22 protein-coding genes and 1 other annotated feature are annotated in these 19,355 nt (G+C 25.7%); of the genes, 19 read left to right on the top strand and 3 right to left on the bottom strand.

What is annotated here, in order from left to right; genetic code table 11:
• Positions 1-50 precede the first annotated feature (50 nt).
• A complete protein-coding gene (locus HMPREF1092_RS14770) occupies positions 51-950 on the top strand; it encodes a zinc-ribbon domain-containing protein (protein ID WP_002599479.1) in 900 nt (299 codons plus the stop codon).
• A 117-nt stretch (positions 951-1,067) separates the two neighbouring features.
• On the opposite strand, the gene HMPREF1092_RS14765 is transcribed toward HMPREF1092_RS14770, so the two are convergent.
• On the bottom strand, positions 1,068-2,429 hold the full coding sequence (locus HMPREF1092_RS14765; RefSeq protein WP_002599478.1) for an MATE family efflux transporter: 1,362 nt from the start codon (positions 2,427-2,429) through the stop codon (positions 1,068-1,070).
• Positions 2,430-2,536: 107 nt separating this feature from the next.
• On the opposite strand from HMPREF1092_RS14765, the gene HMPREF1092_RS14760 reads away from it, so the two are divergent.
• The 9 genes from HMPREF1092_RS14760 to HMPREF1092_RS14720 all read left to right on the top strand — a co-directional run bounded on the left by HMPREF1092_RS14760 (position 2,537) and on the right by HMPREF1092_RS14720 (position 10,696).
• Complete coding sequence (locus HMPREF1092_RS14760; RefSeq protein WP_002599477.1) at positions 2,537-3,349, top strand: MerR family DNA-binding transcriptional regulator; 813 nt, start codon at positions 2,537-2,539, stop codon at positions 3,347-3,349.
• A gap of 352 nt (positions 3,350-3,701) precedes the next feature.
• A complete protein-coding gene (locus tag HMPREF1092_RS14755) occupies positions 3,702-4,754 on the top strand; it encodes a FecCD family ABC transporter permease (protein WP_002599476.1) in 1,053 nt (350 codons plus the stop codon).
• A complete protein-coding gene (locus HMPREF1092_RS14750) occupies positions 4,754-5,590 on the top strand; it encodes an ABC transporter ATP-binding protein (RefSeq protein WP_002599475.1) in 837 nt (278 codons plus the stop codon). Before HMPREF1092_RS14755 ends, HMPREF1092_RS14750 begins: the two co-directional genes overlap by 1 nt.
• Before the next feature lie 25 nt (positions 5,591-5,615).
• Positions 5,616-6,626 (top strand): ABC transporter substrate-binding protein, encoded by a 1,011-nt coding sequence (locus HMPREF1092_RS14745; RefSeq protein WP_002599474.1) that lies wholly within the window; start codon positions 5,616-5,618, stop codon positions 6,624-6,626.
• A gap of 192 nt (positions 6,627-6,818) precedes the next feature.
• Entirely contained in the window at positions 6,819-7,238 is a 420-nt protein-coding gene (locus HMPREF1092_RS14740; protein WP_040414482.1) for a MarR family winged helix-turn-helix transcriptional regulator, read from the top strand.
• Positions 7,239-7,317: 79 nt separating this feature from the next.
• Positions 7,318-8,676, top strand: coding sequence for an MATE family efflux transporter (locus HMPREF1092_RS14735; RefSeq protein ID WP_002599472.1), 1,359 nt, complete (start codon positions 7,318-7,320; stop codon positions 8,674-8,676).
• A 142-nt stretch (positions 8,677-8,818) separates the two neighbouring features.
• Positions 8,819-8,944: a hypothetical protein gene (locus HMPREF1092_RS17770; protein WP_002599471.1), complete on the top strand. Its 126-nt coding sequence runs from the start codon at positions 8,819-8,821 to the stop codon at positions 8,942-8,944.
• A gap of 321 nt (positions 8,945-9,265) precedes the next feature.
• On the top strand, positions 9,266-10,306 hold the full coding sequence (locus HMPREF1092_RS14725; RefSeq protein WP_186003728.1) for a S66 family peptidase: 1,041 nt from the start codon (positions 9,266-9,268) through the stop codon (positions 10,304-10,306).
• A gap of 222 nt (positions 10,307-10,528) precedes the next feature.
• Positions 10,529-10,696, top strand: coding sequence for a pyridoxamine 5'-phosphate oxidase family protein (locus tag HMPREF1092_RS14720; RefSeq protein ID WP_002599468.1), 168 nt, complete (start codon positions 10,529-10,531; stop codon positions 10,694-10,696).
• Here the strand turns inward: HMPREF1092_RS14720 and HMPREF1092_RS14715 are convergent.
• A complete protein-coding gene (locus tag HMPREF1092_RS14715) occupies positions 10,666-11,004 on the bottom strand; it encodes a winged helix-turn-helix transcriptional regulator (RefSeq protein ID WP_002599467.1) in 339 nt (112 codons plus the stop codon). The two genes, HMPREF1092_RS14720 and HMPREF1092_RS14715, sit on opposite strands and share 31 nt — an antisense overlap.
• A 273-nt stretch (positions 11,005-11,277) precedes the next feature.
• Positions 11,278-11,493: a binding site (T-box leader), on the top strand.
• Between the two features lie 43 nt (positions 11,494-11,536).
• Between HMPREF1092_RS14715 and HMPREF1092_RS14710 the strand changes: the two genes are divergently transcribed.
• The 7 genes from HMPREF1092_RS14710 (at position 11,537) to HMPREF1092_RS14680 (ending at position 16,805) form a co-directional block, all read left to right on the top strand.
• A complete protein-coding gene (locus tag HMPREF1092_RS14710; RefSeq protein WP_002599466.1) occupies positions 11,537-12,190 on the top strand; it encodes an amino acid ABC transporter permease in 654 nt (217 codons plus the stop codon).
• Positions 12,183-12,860, top strand: coding sequence for an amino acid ABC transporter permease (locus HMPREF1092_RS14705; RefSeq protein ID WP_002599465.1), 678 nt, complete (start codon positions 12,183-12,185; stop codon positions 12,858-12,860). The genes HMPREF1092_RS14710 and HMPREF1092_RS14705 overlap by 8 nt, the downstream gene beginning before the upstream one ends.
• 10 nt (positions 12,861-12,870) lie before the next feature.
• Entirely contained in the window at positions 12,871-13,608 is a 738-nt protein-coding gene (locus HMPREF1092_RS14700) for an amino acid ABC transporter ATP-binding protein (RefSeq protein ID WP_002599464.1), read from the top strand.
• Positions 13,609-13,628: 20 nt separating this feature from the next.
• Entirely contained in the window at positions 13,629-14,468 is an 840-nt protein-coding gene (locus HMPREF1092_RS14695; RefSeq protein WP_002599463.1) for a cysteine ABC transporter substrate-binding protein, read from the top strand.
• Positions 14,469-14,581: 113 nt separating this feature from the next.
• Positions 14,582-15,451, top strand: a complete 870-nt coding sequence (gene pdxS, locus HMPREF1092_RS14690) for a pyridoxal 5'-phosphate synthase lyase subunit PdxS (protein ID WP_002599462.1) — start codon at positions 14,582-14,584, stop codon at positions 15,449-15,451.
• Between the two features lies 1 nt (position 15,452).
• Positions 15,453-16,013: a pyridoxal 5'-phosphate synthase glutaminase subunit PdxT gene (pdxT, locus tag HMPREF1092_RS14685; protein WP_002599461.1), complete on the top strand. Its 561-nt coding sequence runs from the start codon at positions 15,453-15,455 to the stop codon at positions 16,011-16,013.
• Positions 16,014-16,253: 240 nt separating this feature from the next.
• A complete protein-coding gene (locus HMPREF1092_RS14680; RefSeq protein ID WP_207637641.1) occupies positions 16,254-16,805 on the top strand; it encodes a hypothetical protein in 552 nt (183 codons plus the stop codon).
• Between the two features lie 204 nt (positions 16,806-17,009).
• Here HMPREF1092_RS14680 and HMPREF1092_RS14675 read toward each other — a convergent pair whose 3' ends face one another.
• The gene (locus tag HMPREF1092_RS14675) at positions 17,010-17,813 is read right to left on the bottom strand and encodes an MBL fold metallo-hydrolase (protein ID WP_002599459.1); all 804 of its coding nucleotides are present in this window, start codon (positions 17,811-17,813) and stop codon (positions 17,010-17,012) included.
• A 204-nt stretch (positions 17,814-18,017) separates the two neighbouring features.
• On the opposite strand from HMPREF1092_RS14675, the gene HMPREF1092_RS14670 reads away from it, so the two are divergent.
• Together HMPREF1092_RS14670 and HMPREF1092_RS14665 are read left to right on the top strand one after the other, a co-directional pair.
• Positions 18,018-18,629: a hypothetical protein gene (locus HMPREF1092_RS14670; protein ID WP_002599458.1), complete on the top strand. Its 612-nt coding sequence runs from the start codon at positions 18,018-18,020 to the stop codon at positions 18,627-18,629.
• A 5-nt stretch (positions 18,630-18,634) separates the two neighbouring features.
• Complete coding sequence (locus HMPREF1092_RS14665) at positions 18,635-19,309, top strand: LytR/AlgR family response regulator transcription factor (RefSeq protein WP_002599457.1); 675 nt, start codon at positions 18,635-18,637, stop codon at positions 19,307-19,309.
• The last annotated feature ends 46 nt before the right edge of the window (positions 19,310-19,355 follow it).

Here is a 19,355-nt window from a genome sequence, read left to right as displayed (position 1 = left end):
TTGCTGATGTAAATAGTAAATATTTATTTATAACCAAGGAGGAAAATTAAATGTACTGTAAAAATTGTGGGAAAAAAATTTCTGACAAAGCTTTGGAATGTCCAGCATGTGGTACTAGTGTTGGAAATGGTAATTCCTATTGTCAGGAATGTGGTGCAGAAATTATAGATGATACAAAATCTTATTGTAGAAACTGTGGATGCCCAACTAATGGAAATTTTATATTAAAACCTAGAGAAGATACTAGAACAGGTACATTAAAACGAGATGTAAAGGAATTACTAGACAATCCAAATATACATCATAAAAGTGTATATACTTTTAGCTTTTTAATACCAACAATAGTTGTAATGGCTATATATAATTATATAATGAAATATTTTTATATTACATCACCAATTGTAACTTTTATATTAGGAATAATATTATCAATACCAACAAGTTATTTATTTTATAATTTAAGTTGTAGAGAAAAGGAAGCAGTAAATAATCAAAATACAAAATTTAAATTTACATTCTCAATTAAACAATGGTTACCTATATTTATAGTAGTAGCAATACAATATGCTCTAAACGGAATAATACATGTTTTAACTTTAAAAGCTAATATTGATGCAATATTAGGAATACCTACTATCTTACACATAATTTTACCAATAGCGAGTCTTATAGTTTATTTAGCAATTATACCTTTACCAGTTGTAATTTTTATAGCTTTAAATAAAAATATGTCAGTTATAGAAACAATAGTTTATGGATATAAAGTTGGTTTAAAGAATTATTGGCAATTATTAAAACTACAACTTTCTTTCATTCCATTAATTTTCTTATGTGCAATTACATTAGGTATTTTATTGATATGGAAAGGATTTTATATTAGTACAACTTTATATGTATTAGCAGGACAATTAGTAGAAAAATTTGAAACTAAAGAAAAAATAGTAGAATAGAAAATAAGAAATTTTTATAAAAATATATAATATTAAATAATAAACTGCTACAAAAGTAATTTAACTGATTTTTGTAGCAGTTTAATTTTTATTAGTTAAATAAGGATTATAAATATATTATGAGTTTATGACTTCATTTTCTAAAGAAATATTATCTTCAGAAGAAAGTTTAAATTTAGTTATTAACCTGAAAGATATAAATAAAGTCATAATTTCAGCAAATGGAACTGTAAGCCATATACCGTTAATTGCAAATAGTTTTGGAAGAATAGATATTCCTAAAATGATAAATATTAATCCATGACATGAAGCTATTATAACTGATTCTTTTGCATATCCTATAGCAGTAAAATATGAAGATGAAATTGTATTAAATCCATTTAATAAAAAGGCAAAAGCATATAATTTAGAACCTGCAATTGCTATTTCTAATACTTCAGGATTTGATGAAGTGAATAAAGTTACTAAATTTTTAGAGAAGAAAAATAAAGTTATGAAAGTTAAAGTTCCTATAACAAGAGAAATTTTAACAGCTAAGCTAAAAGTTCTTTTTACTCTATCAAAATTTTTAGCTCCATAGTTATAGCTTAAAATAGATCCAATTCCATCTGCAATTCCGAATACAATTAATGTCCCAAATTGAGCAATATAATTTATACTTGTAAATGCAGCTACACCTGATTCACCAATTATATTTATAAATGACATATTAAATAAATAAGCAGATGTGGCAGAAGCTAAAGAGCCTATAGCTTCTGATGAGCCATTATATATAATAGGTATTATAGTTTTTTTATTAAATTTACCTACAAATATATTTATTATATTTTTCTTATTTATCATTGGTCCTAAAACTATAAGAAATACTGAGGAATAAGATATACCTGTTGCAAGTGCAGCACCAATAATTCCAAATTCAAGTTGTTTTATTAATATATAATTTAAAGTTATATTTATAATTAAGCTTAATATCATTCCTTTAAAATAAAGGTCAGGCTTTTCAATTAATCTGTCAGAAAATCCAAATAAAAAAGCTAAAGACATAGGTAATACACAAAGAGAAATTATTTTTATGTAATTAGCTACATTTTCAATTAAAACATAATTAGCACCTAATAAACTAGATATATTTTCATTAAATAAAAATCCTATGATACTTAGAATAAATGAAACTACAGAAAGTAAAATAACAGAAGTTTTAAATATATCTTTAGTTAAATCGGTATTTCCTTCACCAAGACTTCTCCCCATATAACTTAAAGCACCAACACTAACTAACATTGAAAATCCTATTACTAATTGAATAAATGGGGCACCAATACTTATACTAGCCATTGCATTTGCACCAATAAAATTTCCAACAAATATTCCATCAATTACTGTTTGCATACCTGAAATTAGCATTGCAATTATTGCTGGGATTGAAAATTTTATAAATAGTTTTGAAATTTTTTCTTTTCCTAAAATATTTTCTTGCATATAAATTCTCCTTAATTTTTTTATTTAGTATTTTTAGGTAAATACTGTATAATAAGAATAGAGTCTACCCTAAGGGTAGAGTCAAATAAAATAAAAGGGGATTTAGAATGCAAAAGTTATTTTCAATAGGTGAAGTATCTAAATTAAAAGATATAACTATAAAAAGTTTAAGGTATTATCACCAGGAAGGAATTTTAGTTCCAAAATATATTGATAATATGACAGGTTATAGATATTATTCAATAGATCAATTTATTTATATTGATATAATAAAAACCTGTAGAATATTGGGAGGGAGTATAAACGAAATAAAAGAAATTTTTAAAGAGTGTGATACAGAAAAACTGCTTAAATTTTTAGAAGTGAAAAAGAAAGAATCAGAAGAAAAAATAAGTAAAATGAGAGAAGTTATAAAAAACATTGATATATTAGATAATTTGGTAAAACAATCAAAAGAAAAAATTAAAGATAAAGATATAAAAATAGAAACTTTAAAAAAGAGGTATATAATAAAATCACCTTTTGAGGAAATTGGAAATTTAAATGAAGTTATTTATTATTCTTATTTAGATAAAGAGATAAAAAATAATAATATAAAAGCAAATGTAGAAAGAGGAATTATATACGACATAAATTCTAAAAATGAGTTTGTACCAAAGTTTGTTTTTACAGAAGTAGATAATAATCTTAAAGAATGTGAAAACATAGATGTATTACCACAAGGAACATATTTAACAGCTATTTATAATAACAAAGATGAAGATAAAATCAGAAAAGATATAATTTCTTATGTAGAAGAAAATAATTTTGAAATAAAAAATATTATAATGCTAGAAATTTTTGATAATATATTTAATACATATGATTATAATTGCCAAATTCAAATTCTTATAGAAGAAAACAATGATATTTATCCATAAACTATAGAATTTTATTATATAGACTTAAAAAAGGTAGTCATTTAGGCTGCCTTTTTATTTTATTGTTAAATGAAATAAAAGTTAATATTTAAAACCTGTAATTAATAAATTTATTAATTAATAAAAATTTTAAAAAAACTATTTCAAAAAATAAATTTATCAATAAAAATGGGATTTTTGAATTAAAATTATAATTAAAATCTGAATTTAAATAATAAAAGTAATAAATTATTAGCTAATAGCAAAATACTATATTAACTTTACAAAAAAAATATTAATAATGTAAAATTTAATCATTGATGTTATGTTAACAGAGTTAAACCAAATAAATATAATAGTTTGGAGGGAGAATTTGAGTAAAAATTTAAATAAAAAGGTTTTATTTTGGGGGCTATTGTTATCTATTTTTTTAGTAATATCAATAATTTTAGGAGTGTCTTTTGGAAGTACAAATATTAGTCCAAAGATTGTATATGAATTCTTAGGTCATAAGCTTTTTGGAATAGAATTACGATCTGAAATTCCTAAATCTGTTGGGACTATAATATGGGAAATAAGGTTTCCTAGAACTATATTAGCAGGAATAACAGGGGCATCTTTAGCACTTTGTGGTGTTCTTATGCAATGTATAACTAGAAATTCAGTTTCAGATCCTTATATTTTAGGAATATCATCAGGAGCATCAACGGGAGCTGTTTCTGTAATAGTTTTCTCTGGCTCTTTAGCAGGAATGTTAGGAATAGCTGGTGGAGCATTTATAGGTTCTATTATATGTGGAGTTTTAGTATTTATGATTGGAACTCGATTTGGGAAAACAAGCTCTACTACAAGGCTTGTTTTATCAGGATTAGCCTTATCTACTATATTTTCTGCAATAACAAATTTACTTATATATTCTGCGGAAAATTCAAATCAGGCAAAAGCAGCTATTTTTTGGATAATGGGAAGTCTCGGTGGTGCTAAATGGAATGTTATATTGTTTCCATCAATTGTATTACTATTAGTCTTAATTATTTCTTTAATTCTTTCAAAATCATTAGATTTATTATTGTTTGGTGATGATAGTGCAATTATGCTTGGAATGAACGTTAAGTTGGTGAAATCTATAATATTATTAATTTCTATTTTATTAATTTCAGTAATAGTATCATTAACAGGTGCTATTGGATTTATTGGATTAGTAATTCCACATATAGTTAGAAGTATAACAGGAACAAATCATAAAAAATTAATAATATTATCTATTCTTTTAGGAGCAATATTTTTAATATTATCAGATTTAATTGCAAGAGTTTTATTTTCACCAAGAGAGATACCAATAGGTATAATAACTGCACTTATAGGGGGACCATTCTTCTTATGGCTAATAGCTAAGAATGATTATTCTTTTGGAGGTAAGAAGTAATGAGTAAATTAAAAGTAAGCGAATTAGATTTTTTTATAGAAAATAAGCAAATTCTTAAAAAAATTTCATTAGAAATAAAAGAAGGGCAGTTTGTTGGAATAATAGGTTCTAATGGTTCAGGAAAGTCAACTTTACTTAAGAATATATATAGAATATATAAGCCAAAGTCAGGAAAAATAAGTATAGGCGAAAAAGATATGGAAAATATGAGCCATAAAGAAATTGCAAGAGAACTTGCAGTTTTAGCTCAAGAGACTACATCAGAATTTGATTTTAAAGTTGAAGATGTAGTTAAAATGGGAAGATACCCTTATAAATCTATATTTGAAGATTATTCTAAAAAAGATATGCAAATGGTTAGTGAAATGCTTAAGAAAGTTGGACTTAATGGTTTTGAAGAAAGAAGTTTTAACAGTTTGTCTGGAGGAGAAAAACAGAGAGTTTTAATTGCTAGAGCCTTGGTACAAGATGCAAAATTACTTATATTAGATGAACCAACTAATCATTTAGATGTAGGTTATCAGCTTCAGGTTATGGATATTGTAAAAGAATTAAAATTAACTACCTTTGCAGCTATACATGATATGAATATAGCAGCAATGTATTGTGATTATCTTATAGTTATTCAAAAGGGGGAAATAATCGCAAGTGGAAGTGTAGATGAAATTCTTACAAAAGAGATGATAAAAAAAGTATTTAATGTAGATTGTTACATAGGAAAAAATCCTATAACTGGGGACATACATATATTTTATATTAGTGAACATTCACATGTAAATGGAATTGGGCATGGACATGTCCATAAAGATGGGTATACAGGTTATCATAAACATTAATGTATAAATACATAGGAGGAAAATAATGAATAGGAAAATAAAAAGCATTCTTTTAGGAATGACTGTAATTGCTGCAACTACTATATTTATGGGATGTAAAGCATCAGAAAAAAAGGTAGAAGAAAATACAAATAAAACTGAGCAAACATCACAGTTTAAAGAGTTTTCATATGTATATGATGATGGAAAAGAAAAAATAGATGTTAAAGTTACAAAACCACCTAAGAGAGCAGTAACATTATCACAATTTATGACTGAAACTTTATTAGCTTTAGATTTAGGGGATAGAATGGTTGGAACAGCACTTTTAGATAATCCTATATTGCCACAATATAAAGCTGCATATGATAAAATTCCTGTTTTAAAAGTGACAGGGGGACACAATATATCTAAAGAAGCTTTTATGGCTTTAGATCCTGACTTTGTTAGTGGATGGGAAATGTCTATAAATAGTGAATCTACAGGAACTCCATCTGAGTTAGTTAAGGAAGGAATATATCCTTATGTTGATAAATCTTTAAGTGGAAATGCAACTGTAGAAACAGTTTATGAAGATATAGCTACATTAGGAAAAATATTTGGAGTTCCAGACAAAGCTAATGAAGTAATTAATAATATGAAAAATGAAATAAATAAAGTGCAAGAAAGCTTAAAAAAAGCAAAAGATGAAGATAAAGTAAAAGTAATGATTTATGATTCAGGTGAAAAAGATGCTATGGTTGTTGGAGCAGGTCTTCCAAACAATTTAATAAGCTTAGCTGGTGGGAAAAATGTATATGGAGATTTAAAAAAATCATATGAAACAGTTTCTTTTGAAAGTATAGTTGAAAAAAATCCAGATGTTATAATTGTAACTGATTATTTAGCAGGAGAACCAGCTGAAAAGAAAATAGAATTCTTAAAAAATAATCCAGCATTAAAAGATGTTAAAGCTATAAAAGATAATAATATACATGTAATTGCATTAGCAGATTTATCACCAGGTGTTAGAAGCTCTAAGGCAATTTCAGAAATGAATAAAATGTTTTATAAATAATAAATAGAATATAAAAATAATAAATTATAAATTTTAAGAAAAATACTGATAAATAAAAGTTTATCAGTATTTTTTTATTAAATGAAAAAATAAAATAGTTAGAAATCTAACAATTAGACTATTGACAATTTTAAATTTGAATGATAATTTTATTTTAAGGAGTTGATTATTTTGAATAGAGATATAAGAAAAATGCAAAACTTCGATTCACTAGGCTTAATGAGAATTATAAGTATAAAGCTAAAATTAAAAGCTGATAGTGAGATAAAAAGATTAGGTATTAATTCTCAACAAGGAAGAATGTTAAGGTATATCTATGAGCATCAACATGATGGATTAATACAAAAAGATATTGCAGAAGCTTTCAATAGAAAGAGTGCAACTATTACAAGTATGCTTCAAGGTTTAGAGAAAAAAGGATACATAGAACGTAGAATCCCAAAAGATAATGAAAGACAAAAAAATATTTATTTATTGGAACAAGGCGAAAAGTTAATTTCAGATATAGGAATAGCTTTTTCTAAAATTGAAAATGAAACTTTAAGTGTATTAACTAAAGAGGAAGCAGAAACTTTTAATAAATTACTTGTAAAAATAAACAAAGCTTTATAAAATATGATAGCAATTGCTATCGTATATAAAAATAGTTAGAATTCTAACAGTAAGAAATTAAACTAAAGGAGAAGATTAAATGGAAAATACAAATGAATATTATTTAAAAGAAGCACCAATAAAAAAAGCAGTTAAGCATCTTTCAATTCCAATGATGCTAGGACTATCTATTGGAACAGTATATAATGTTATAAATGCTTATTTTATAGGACTTTTAAGAAATACAGATATGCTTTCAGCAGTAACATTAGGACTTCCTATATTTATAGTTTTAATGGCAATTGGGAATATATTTGGTGTTGGTGGAGGAACATTTGTAACAAGACTTATTGCTAAAGATGAAATAGATAAAGCTAAAAATATAGCAAGTTATGTTATATATTCTAGTTTTTTATTTAGTATCATTGTTGCTATTTTAGCAATTATATTTATAAATCCTATAACTAGTTTATTAGGGGCAAGTGGAAGTGTGTTTGCAGTAACTAAAAAATACATAGTAGCATGTTTAGTACTTGGATTTATGGTAGTTATAAATTTTGCATTAGAACAAATAGTTAGAGGTACTGGAGCTTCTAAAGAATCTATGTATGGAATGGCTATAAGTGCTATTGTTAACTTAATATTAGATCCAATTTTAATATTAATATTTCATTTTGATTTAGTAGGGGCAGCTGTTGCAATGTCTGTAGCCAATTTAGCTTCAGCAATTTATTATGCTTATTATCTACAAAGAAAAAGTGAAAAGCTAAGAAATTTCGTTAGAATAAGAAAAATTTCATTTAAAGATAAAATTGAAATTTATAAAATAGGTGTACCAGAATTAATTCAAATGTCATTTATGCTTGTAACAACATTATTATTAAATAACTTTTGTATGGAGTATGGTGATAGTGTTACAGCTAGTATTGGAATAGCATTACGTATTGTACAAGTTCCTGAATTTTTAAGTATGGGAATAGTTTTAGGTGTAATTCCTTTATTAGCATATAATTATTCTAGTGAAAATTTTAAAAGATTTAATTTAGGATTAAAATCAAGCTTTAAATATATAGCTTTAATATCAGTTTTCTTTTTTATAGTAGTGTTTATACTTAGAAAAGAAGTTGTAGGACTTTTTACAAGCAGTAATGAAGTAATAAGAATTGGAACTTATATTCTTACAGCTATGCTAGTTTCACAATTATTTAATGGAATTGCAGGATTGTTCTTAGGAATATTCCAAGCATCAGGTAAAGGAACACCTACAACTATTATAGCAATAGCACAAGGAGTATTATCAATTCCAGTAATTATAATAGGACATAGTTTCTTTGGACTAGATGGAGTAATTTGGTCAACTACAGTAACTGAACTTATTACATTTGTATTAGGAAGTGTAATGTTTTTAATAGTATTTAATCCTTTCAAGTCAAAAAAGATTTGTAATGAAGTTGCTTAGATAATATATAGTTAAAATAATTGAAATTATATATATAAATTAATAAAATTTTTATAGAGGTCTATATATTATAATTAATTCTATAATTGAAAAAAATATAGATATGGACTATAATTATGGAAACTTTAGGAGGATAACTAATATGAATAAAGGACAAGAACAATTTTTTAATTTCATAATGGAAAGAGTAACAGAAGAAGGAAGAAAAGAAGCAGAAGAATTACTTAAGGAATCTTTTAAAAAACAAGCTAATGGAACTTTTAATTGAGAGTATATGAAAGCTTTTATCCCTAAAATGCTAGGATTATTAAAACCAGAATGTGTTGAAGAAGTAAAAAATATTATGATGAATCATAAAGCTTAATAAATATATTTATAAACAATTTATTTATTAAAAATATAAATTAAAATAGTAGATTTAAACTTTCGTTTAAGTCTACTATTTTTTATGATAAAATGGGGAAAATATAAAATTAAAATTGTTTTTAAAAAAGTCTAAAAATATAGAAATCAAGTGTGTTGTATGTATTTTGTAGATAATATTTTATAAAAAACAAAAGAAAGATAATTAGGGGATAATAAGGGGGATATTATGAATTTTATAAAACCAAATAGATTACAAAAAGGAGATAAAATTGCGGCAATAAGTTTATCTTGGGGTGGGGCAGGAGATAAAGAAATTCTTTGGAGATATAATTTAGGCAAAAAGAGGTTAGAAGAGGAATTTGGGCTTATAGTAGTTGAAATGGAGAATACATTAAAAGGGAGTAAATATATTTATGAACATCCTGAAAAAAGGTCAGAAGATTTAATGAATGCTTTTAAAGACAAGAACATAAAAGGGATTTTTTCTTGTATAGGTGGAGAGGAAAGCATAAGGATGTTACCTTATATAGATTTTGATGTTATAAAAAATAATCCAAAAATTTTTATAGGATATTCAGATACAACTGTAACTCATATGATGTGTTTAAAAGCTGGATTAAGTAGCTTTTATGGGCCAGCAATATTATCAGAATTTGCTGAAAATGTTGAGATGTTTAGTTATACAAAGCATTGGATAGAAAAAGCTTTATTTAATACAGAAATTATAGGAAAAATACCTTCATCAGATATTTGGACTAGTGAATTTTTACCTTGGGATGAAAAGAATAAATATATTAGAAGAAAAATTAATAAAAATACAGGTTACGAAGTTTTGCAAGGAAAAGGTAAAATAAGAGGACATTTAATAGTAGGTTGTATAGAAGTTTTAGAAATGATAAAAGTGACAATCCTTTGGCCAAAAGAAAACATATGGGAAAATGCAATATTATTTTTAGAAACATCAGAAGAGATGCCAGAATTAAATCATTTTGAACGTTGGATTAGAAATTATGGTTCACAAGGAATTTTAGAAAAAGTCAATGGAATAATAATTGGAAAACCTTATGATAATAAATATTATGATGAATATAAAAATATAATTTTAAAAATTGTTAGAGATGAATTAAAATTGAATGATTTACCAATAATGTACAATATGAATTTTGGACATACATCACCTATGATTACTATACCCTATGGAGCAATAGGGGAAATAGATTGTGATAAAGGAAAATTTTCAATATTAGATTCAGGAGTAGTTTAAACTTAAAATTGAAATACTATAAGTTTGAAAAAACTATTATAAATATATAAATTAGACATCATTTAGTTGAAATGGAGCAGATTTTGGCTTAGAAAACTACTATATTTTTAATTATAATAGTATCTTAAAAGAAACTATACCACTTAAAAGTGCTTACTATACGGTATATAATATATGAGTTAATATTGTCTTGTGAAAGAAATTTAAAGGAGACGATAATATATGAATGAAGTAGTACAATTTTTAAATGAAAGTCCAATAGTATATTTTTCAACAATAGGAGTAGATGGTAAACCTAAAGTTCGTCCATTTCAATTTATGCTTGCAGAAGAAGGAAAAGTATTCTTCTGTACTAGCAATCAATCAGTACATAAAAATTTATCCTTATAATAATTTCCCCAATTAAACATAGAATCAACAATAGGCTTTAAACTAAGGCCTGTCTCAGTTAAAGAATACTCAACTTTAGGTGGAACTTCAGGATAGACCTTTCGGTTTATAAGCCCATTTTCTTCCATTTCTCTTAAGTTTTGAGTAAGAACTTTTTGTGTGATGTTATTAAGATATTTTTTCAATTCTCCAAATCTTTTTGTTCCAGTAAGTAGATCACGAATTATAAGCACTTTCCATTTGTTACCTATAAGATGAAGAGTTATTTCTACTGGACAATCTGGAAATTCATTTTGTATGTTCAGCATCCTTTCTAATACTATTTTTAATAATTATTAGCTATAATTACTGTTTATTTAATATAAGATTTATTATAAATAGAAAAATATTAAATTACAAATTTAAAGATATTATATAAAAATATTGAAGATAGAAATATAAAATAAAATTAATAGCAATCAAAAGTAATTTAAAGAAAAACATCAGGAAAATATTTACAAATTAATGAAAACAAGAATTTTGAAAGTTGCTATGAATATTTTGTTTAAATATAATAATTTACAAAACAGAGTAAAATAATCGGAAAAGCGATGATAAAGAAGAGTAATTATAGTGAGATTTAAAGAGAGGAGGTTTTAAGCTGAAAGACTTCTATTTAAGCTATAGTGAAAGTGCACTTTTGAGCAAATGATTTGAAATTAAGTAGGATCATTACGGTTCGCCGTTTATAGGGGATTGAGTGAGATTTTTTAATCTAATTTGAGTGGAACCACGGAGTACATAGCTTCGTCTCATTAATTTAATGAGATGGAGTTTTTTTTATTTTAAGGAGGAGGTTATATGCAATTTGATGTAAATTTTATGATTGAACAAATTCCAAATTTTATTCACGCAACTTTTATAACTTTAGGCCTTGGAGTATTAGGAATTGTTTTTTCAATTTTAATTGGAGTTTTATTTAGTAATATTTTATTTTTTAAAGTAAAAATATTAAAAAATATTGTTAAAGGCTATGTAGAGCTATCAAGAAATACTCCTCTATTAATTCAATTGTTCTTTTTATATTATGGATTAACTAAATTTGGCTTAAATATAAGTGGTTTTATGTGTGGAGTAATAGGTCTTACTTTTTTAGGTGGCAGTTATATGACTGAAGTTTTTAGAGGAGCACTTGAAGGAGTTTCAAAAGGACAAGAAGAAGCTGGATTAAGTATAGGATTAACCAAGACTAAAGTATATAGATATATTATTTTTCCTCAAGCTTTTTCTTTATCTATTCCAGGATTACTAGCCAATGTGCTTTTTTTATTAAAAGAAACATCAATAGTTGGATGTATAGCAGTAGGTGAATTAATGTTTTTAACTAAAGATATTATAGGAATGTATTATAAGACAAATGAAGCTTTATTAATGCTTGTAATTTTTTATCTTATAATATTGCTCCCAATATCCATATTTGCATCTATCTTAGAAAGGAGGGTGAGATATGCTTAGTGGAGATTATAGAGTAATTTTTGAAGGAAATAACTTAGAGAGAATTTTTGAAGGGCTACTTGTAACTATAAAAATTGCTTTTATATCAGTAATTATAGCTATAATTTTAGGAATATTATTTGGAGTTATAATGACTGTTAAATCAAAAGTTATAAGAGCTATAAGTAGATTTTATTTAGAGACAATGAGGATAATACCTATTATAGTTTGGCTTTTTATAGGATACTTTGGAATTGCTTCTACTTTGAATATAAATTTAGAAGCTGAAACAGTTTGTATAATTATATTTTCTCTTTGGGGGATTGCTGAAATGGGAGATTTGGTGAGAGGTGCAATTGAATCTATTCCTAAGCATCAGATTGAGGCAGGACAATGTTTAGGACTTAGTAAAATTCAAATTTATAGATATATATTAGTTCCGCAAGGAATAAGAAGAGTAATTCCTGGTGCTATAAATCTTTCTACAAGAATGATTAAAACAACTTCCTTAATAGTTTTAATTGGAGTAGTTGAAGTAGTTAAGGTTTCACAACAGATAATTGAAACTTCAATTTTAAATGCACCTAAAGCTTCATTCTTTATTTATGGATTTGTATTTATTCTTTATTTTATAGTTTGCTATCCAATATCAATCTTGGCAAATATAGCAGAGAAAAAATTAGAGTATTAAGAGGTGTATTATGGAAAAGACAATTTTGAAAATTGAAGGTTTAAAGAAAAGCTATGGAGAGTTAGAAGTTTTAAAAAATATAGATTTAGAAGTAAAAAAAGGTGAAGTAGTTGTTATATTAGGACCATCAGGATGTGGGAAAAGTACTTTTTTAAGATGTTTAAATGGTCTTGAGAATATACAAGAAGGAAAAATATCCTTTGATGATGGAGAAGGATTAAAAGAAGTTAAGAGTTGGGATAAGCTTAGAGGAAAAATAGGAATGGTTTTTCAAAGCTATGAACTTTTTCCACATATGAAAGTTATAGATAATATAATTCTTGGCCCTGTTAAGGGACAAGGAAGGAATAAAGAAGAAGTGATTAAGGAAGCCCATTTGCTTTTAAAGAGAGTAGGACTTTATGAAAAAAGAGAAAGTATGCCAAAAGAGCTTTCAGGGGGACAAAAACAAAGAGTTGCAATAGTTAGGGCTCTTTGTATGAAGCCAGAGGTTATGCTTTTTGATGAAGTTACTGCAGCTCTTGATCCAGAAATGGTAAGAGAGGTTTTAGATGTTATATTAAATCTTGCAAAATCAGGAATGACTATGCTTATAGTTACTCATGAAATGGAATTTGCAAAAGCTGTTGGAGATAAAATAATTTTTATTGATAATGGGAATATATGTGAAAGTGGAACAGCAGAAGAATTTTTTACAAGTCCAAAAACGAATAGAGCAAAAGAGTTTCTTAATATATTTAAATTTTAATAATAAAGGGGAAATAAAAAATGAAGAGGTTAAAAAAATTTAAAAAATTAATTGCATTAACAGCAGTAGCTATTTTATCAATAGGCATTTTTGCTGGATGCGGAGCAAATAAAGATAGTGAAACAGGATCTATTGATAAGATAAAAGAAAATGGAAAAATAAAAATTGGAGTATTTAGTGATAAGCCACCTTTTGGTTTTGTTAATGAAAAAGGTGAAAATGATGGATTTGATGTTTATTTAGGAAAAAGACTTGCAAAAGACCTTTTAGGAGATGAAACAAAGGTAGAATTTGTTCTTGTAGATGCAGCAAGTAGAGTTGAGTTTTTACAATCAAATAAAGTAGATGTTATTTTAGCAAACTTTACAGTAACACCTGAAAGAAAAGAAAAAGTAGATTTTGCAGATCCATACATGAAAGTTTCATTAGGAATTGTATCTAAAGATGGAAAAATAACTGACCCAGAACAATTAAAAGGAAAAAAATTAATTGTTAATAAAGGAACTACAGCAGATGCTTATTTTACAAAAAATTATAAAGATATAGAATTAGTAAAATTCGATCATAATACAGAAGCTTTTGAAGCTTTAAAAGATGGAAGAGGAGATGCTTTAGCACATGATAATACACTTTTATTTGCTTGGGCTAGAGAAAATAAAGGATTTAATGTAGGAGTTAAATCTCTTGGTGGAGAAGATACTATAGCACCAGCTGTTAAAAAAGGAAATGAAGAATTATTAAAATGGATAAATGAAGACTTAGCTAAATTAAAAGATGAAGGATTCTTTAAAGAAAGCTATAATGCCACTTTAAAACCTGTTTATGGAGAAGAGGTTAATCCAGAAGATGTTATATTCTAAAAATAATTAGATTATGAAAAATTTTAAATAAATATCTAATCTGTATCGATACATTTGTAAAGAATTTCTATTTGCCGTATGATATAGAAAAAGTTTTAAGGAGGCATTTTAATATGGAAAGAAAAGACGTAAACAAAAACTTAGCTCAAATGTTAAAGGGTGGAGTTATTATGGATGTCACAAACAAAGAAGAAGCAATAATTGCAGAGAAGGCTGGAGCTTGTGCTGTAATGGCTCTAGAGAGAGTTCCATCAGAAATAAGAAAACAAGGTGGAGTTGCTAGAATGTCAGATCCTAAAATGATAAAAGAGATTCAAGAAGCAGTTTCAATTCCTGTAATGGCTAAAGTTAGAATAGGTCATTTTGTAGAAGCACAAATATTAGAGGCATTGAAAATTGACTTTATTGATGAAAGTGAAGTATTAACTCCAGCAGATGACAAATATCATATAGCAAAAACAGATTTTAAAGTTCCTTTTGTTTGTGGAGCTACTGATATTGGGGAAGCATTAAGAAGAATAGGTGAAGGAGCTTCTATGATAAGAACAAAAGGTGAAGCTGGAACAGGAGATGTTGTACAGGCTGTTAAGCATATGAGAACTATGAATACTCAAATAAAAGAGATTGTTAAAGCTGATAAAGAAGAGCTTATGACTATTGCAAAAAATTATGGAGCACCTTATGAAATAGTAAAATATGTTCATGAAAATGGAAAACTTCCTGTAGTAAATTTTGCAGCAGGAGGAATTGCAACACCAGCAGATGCTGCACTTATGATGCAATTAGGATGTGATGGAGTTTTTGTAGGTTCAGGTATTTTCAATTCAGGAAATCCAGAAAAGAGAGCTAGAGCTATTGTTCTTGCAACAACTTATTATGATGATCCTATTAAACTTGCAGAAGTATCAGAAGATTTAGGAGAAGCTATGAGTGGTATCTCAGCAAGTGAAATAAAAGTTAAATATGAAAACAGAGGATGGTAAAATGAAAGTTGGAGTACTTTCACTTCAAGGAGGAGTAATAGAACATAAAAAAGCAATAGAAGCTTTAGGACATACTCCAGTTGAAGTAAAGAAGGAAAGTGATTTAGATTATTTAGATGCAATAATATTACCTGGAGGAGAAAGCACAACTATAAGTAAACTTTTAAAAGTTACAGGACTTATTAATCCATTAAAAAATAAAATAGAAAGTGGATTAAAAACATGGGGAACTTGTGCAGGATTAATATTATTAGCAAAAGAAATCGAGGGAGAAGAAGGCCATTTAAAGCTAATGGATATTAAAGTTAAAAGAAATGGCTTTGGCTCTCAAATAGATAGTTTTAAAGAAGAAAAAGTTGTAGAAAAGATAAGCAAAGATAAAATAGAATTAGTATTTATAAGAGCTCCATATATAAGTGAAATAGGTGATGATGTAGAAGTTCTATGTAAGGTTAAAGATAAAATTGTAGCAGTAAAGCAAGAAAATATACTAGGCACAGCATTTCATCCAGAGCTAACTAATGATACTAGAGTTTTAGAATATTTTTTAAATAGAATGTAAAATTAATGGGAAGAGTTTAGCTCTTCCCTTTTTAAATTTGAAATTAAATAGATTTTATGAGTTAATTTAAATATAAGATATAAAGATTTTTATTTAAGAAATAATTTTTTTTTATTAAAGGATAGAAAATTAGATTATTATAATTTAAATTATTGTAGATTAAAAAATTAAAATTGAAAATAATTAAATATTTTAACAAAAGAAAAAAAGTTTAGAATGGGTGTGATTATTATTAAGAATTTGCCATTTATAATATTTGGAGGAATAATAATTATTTTAGGAGTAGCAGTTACTTTAAGTAGTGGAAATTATAAAGGTTCTCAAAAGTATATAGATAGTTATTTGCAAAGTATTAATTTTGATAATACGAAAGTCTTGACTGGAGAAGAGATAAAGACCATAAATATTGATAATGATGCAAAAGTTATAATTTGGATTGAAAATGGAGAATCAATTAAATTAAGCTTTATGGAAAAATCCTTTAATAATTGGAACAACATAGACACTAAAGGAGTAGAAAATAATTCTACAACTTATGTAAATTTCAATTCAGTAAGTAAAAAATATGATAAATTAGGAGTTTTAATATCTGTTATAAAAAATAATAATGAAAGCTTTAATAAAGCAGTTTTAAATGATAATAAAAATATGAATATAGTTAGGTTTAAAGATTATACTATAATTTATTCTTGTGAAGATATTGAAAACTTTGATAAAAAACCTGAAATAAAGCTATATAATGGTGACAATATAGTGAAGGAGTTAAATGAACAAAAATATATAAAAGAATAAATTGAGATTTTGGGATAATGTTTCGTAGATTCCTTTGAAAATATAAGAGAATATGTGAGCAGGGAAAATATGAAAGAGAAATAGGTAATTTTAAATTTAGAAAAAAGTATATAGAAAATTAGAATAATAGCTCTAGTAAATATAATTAGTTGTTTATAACTAATCTATTTAACTAGAGCTTTTTTATAAGTTTTTATAATGATTTTATAAATCTATCTTAGTTAAATCATTAGGAACTAAAATATTACCTTCAAATTCTTCTTTTCCTTCTTTAATATAAAGTTCTTCTCTATTAAGGATATTTTTATCTTCAGTATGATAAAGAAGAACAGTTTTTACTTTAAGTTCTCTAGCATTTATACATGCATCTTTAACAGTTGCATGATGCTTTTCATAAGGCTTAAATTGGTCTTTTTCTGAATAAAGACAAAAAGCTTCATGTAAAAGATAATCTACTCCAAAAGCATAAGATTTTAAATCTTTATTATAAGGCTCATCACCTAAGAAAGTTAATGTTTTACCATTTTCTAATTCAACCTTAAAACCAAATTGAAGAAGTTTAGTGCTTTTTATATCAAAGAAGACAGTCTTTCTATTTAAAATAGTAAATTCAGAATTATTTTCTACTTCTATAAAATGGATTCTTTCTCCAAAAAGATTTAAAAATTTCTTTTGAAGAACTATTTTAGAAATATCTTTTAAAGCATCTAATGATGATTTGTGTCCATATATATTAAAAATCCCATCATATTTATTATTTAACATACTTTGTCCAACAGCACGTATAACCCATATTCCCCCTAAAATGTGGTCATTATGGTTATGAGAGATAAACATGTTATGTATATTTTGTATTTTAATATTCATTTTTTCAAGATGAGCTAAAATAGTATTTCCACCACCTGCATCTACTAAAAAGTGCTCATCTCCATTAGAAATTGTAAAACAAGTATTATAGCATTTTGTAACCATTGCAGAGCCAGTACCTAATATATTTAAAGTTTCCATTTAAAACACTCCTTTTCTTATATTTAAATTAATATATGACTTCATTATATATTATAAAAATAAAAAAATTTTTAAAATAGCTTTAAAATTAAGTAGTTTATGTTCTAAAAATGCTGTTTATGACAAGAATATTGTATAAATTAACCAAGCGAATATAATAAAAGTATAGACAGGTTAACCTAAATAATAAGGGAGAAGAGAATTATGAAGAATAAAAATATATTATTTAGAATTGGGAGTAAACCAACCAGTAAAACGAGGATAATTTTAACAATTATAATTTCAATTTTAATTGGAATTTTTATGGGATTTGCACTTGAAAATCTTATAGGATTAAATTTTATTATTGGAGCTGGAATAAGTGGAGTTGTAATTTTTTTATGCTATGTTCCATTAGTAGCAACCATAAATAAACATTGGGAATTAACAGAAGAATTTTTAGAATATCATGTAATTGATAAATATTTAGATTCATTAAGATATGTTATTAATAATCTTTTTAATAGAGAAGATAACTATATAGCAAAAATTAGATTAGATCAAATTGAAAGTATAAAAATATATTGGACAATGCACATAGGAATATTAGGATATATTTTTTATCCATTAAAATTATCAATAAAACTAAAAGATGATTCTATTATGATAATGGATGCATTATTACATGAAAGTGAAGAATTTTATAATGCATTTCAATATATGAAGACAAAAGGAATAAAGATTAATGATAAGTATAACTTATTAGAAGCAATAGGAAATCCAAAAGTTAATATAACAGATTATATAAATGAAATAAGAAAAGATAAAGTTAGGTAATTTATATGATTAAGTTTAATTTAATAATCAAATCAAATAATTTAAAAGAACATCTACAGAGGAAAATAGAAAAATTATTTGATAAAGAGGATTTTATAATTGTTGAAGATATTAATATACAAGGTGCTGAAAATGAAATAGAAATATTATTTTTTGAATTAATAAACGAAAATGATGTTAAAGATATAAAAAATATAAAAGAGAAATTACAAAATATCGGATTAATATTCTGTAGTGAAAGAGAAGAGTTAGTATTTGAAGTTTTAAATCTTCATCCAATACACTTTATACGAGTAAATAAATTAAAAGAAGATTTGGACAGATTAAAAGAGGTTATAAAAGATTATATAGATAAGAAAGAATATATTATTACTTTCCAGAATGGAGGATTAACTTTAAGGTTAAATGCAAAAAATATAATCTATATAGAATCTTATGGACATTATTTAACTATATATTCTAAAACAGGAGAATATAGAGTACGTGAAAAGCTAAATAGTGTTTTAGAAAAGCTAAATTCTAAGATATTAATTAGAGCACATAAAAGTTATTTAGTTAATCCGTTATTTATAGAAAAAATAGAAGCTTCAACCTTAACATTAAATAATAAAGTTGAAATTCCAATAGGAAGAACTTTTAAATCAGATTTGATATTAGAGTATAGTTCAATTGTAAGATAGACATTTAATAGGTATTAATTAGTGAAAGTAGTTAGCTTATAACTTT

The sequence above is a fragment of the Clostridium thermobutyricum genome, assembly GCF_000371465.1.
Lineage (GTDB): Bacteria > Bacillota > Clostridia > Clostridiales > Clostridiaceae > Clostridium > Clostridium thermobutyricum.
The sequence above is the reverse complement of the archived record's forward strand: the minus strand, read 5'-3'. Positions and strand labels throughout refer to the sequence as shown.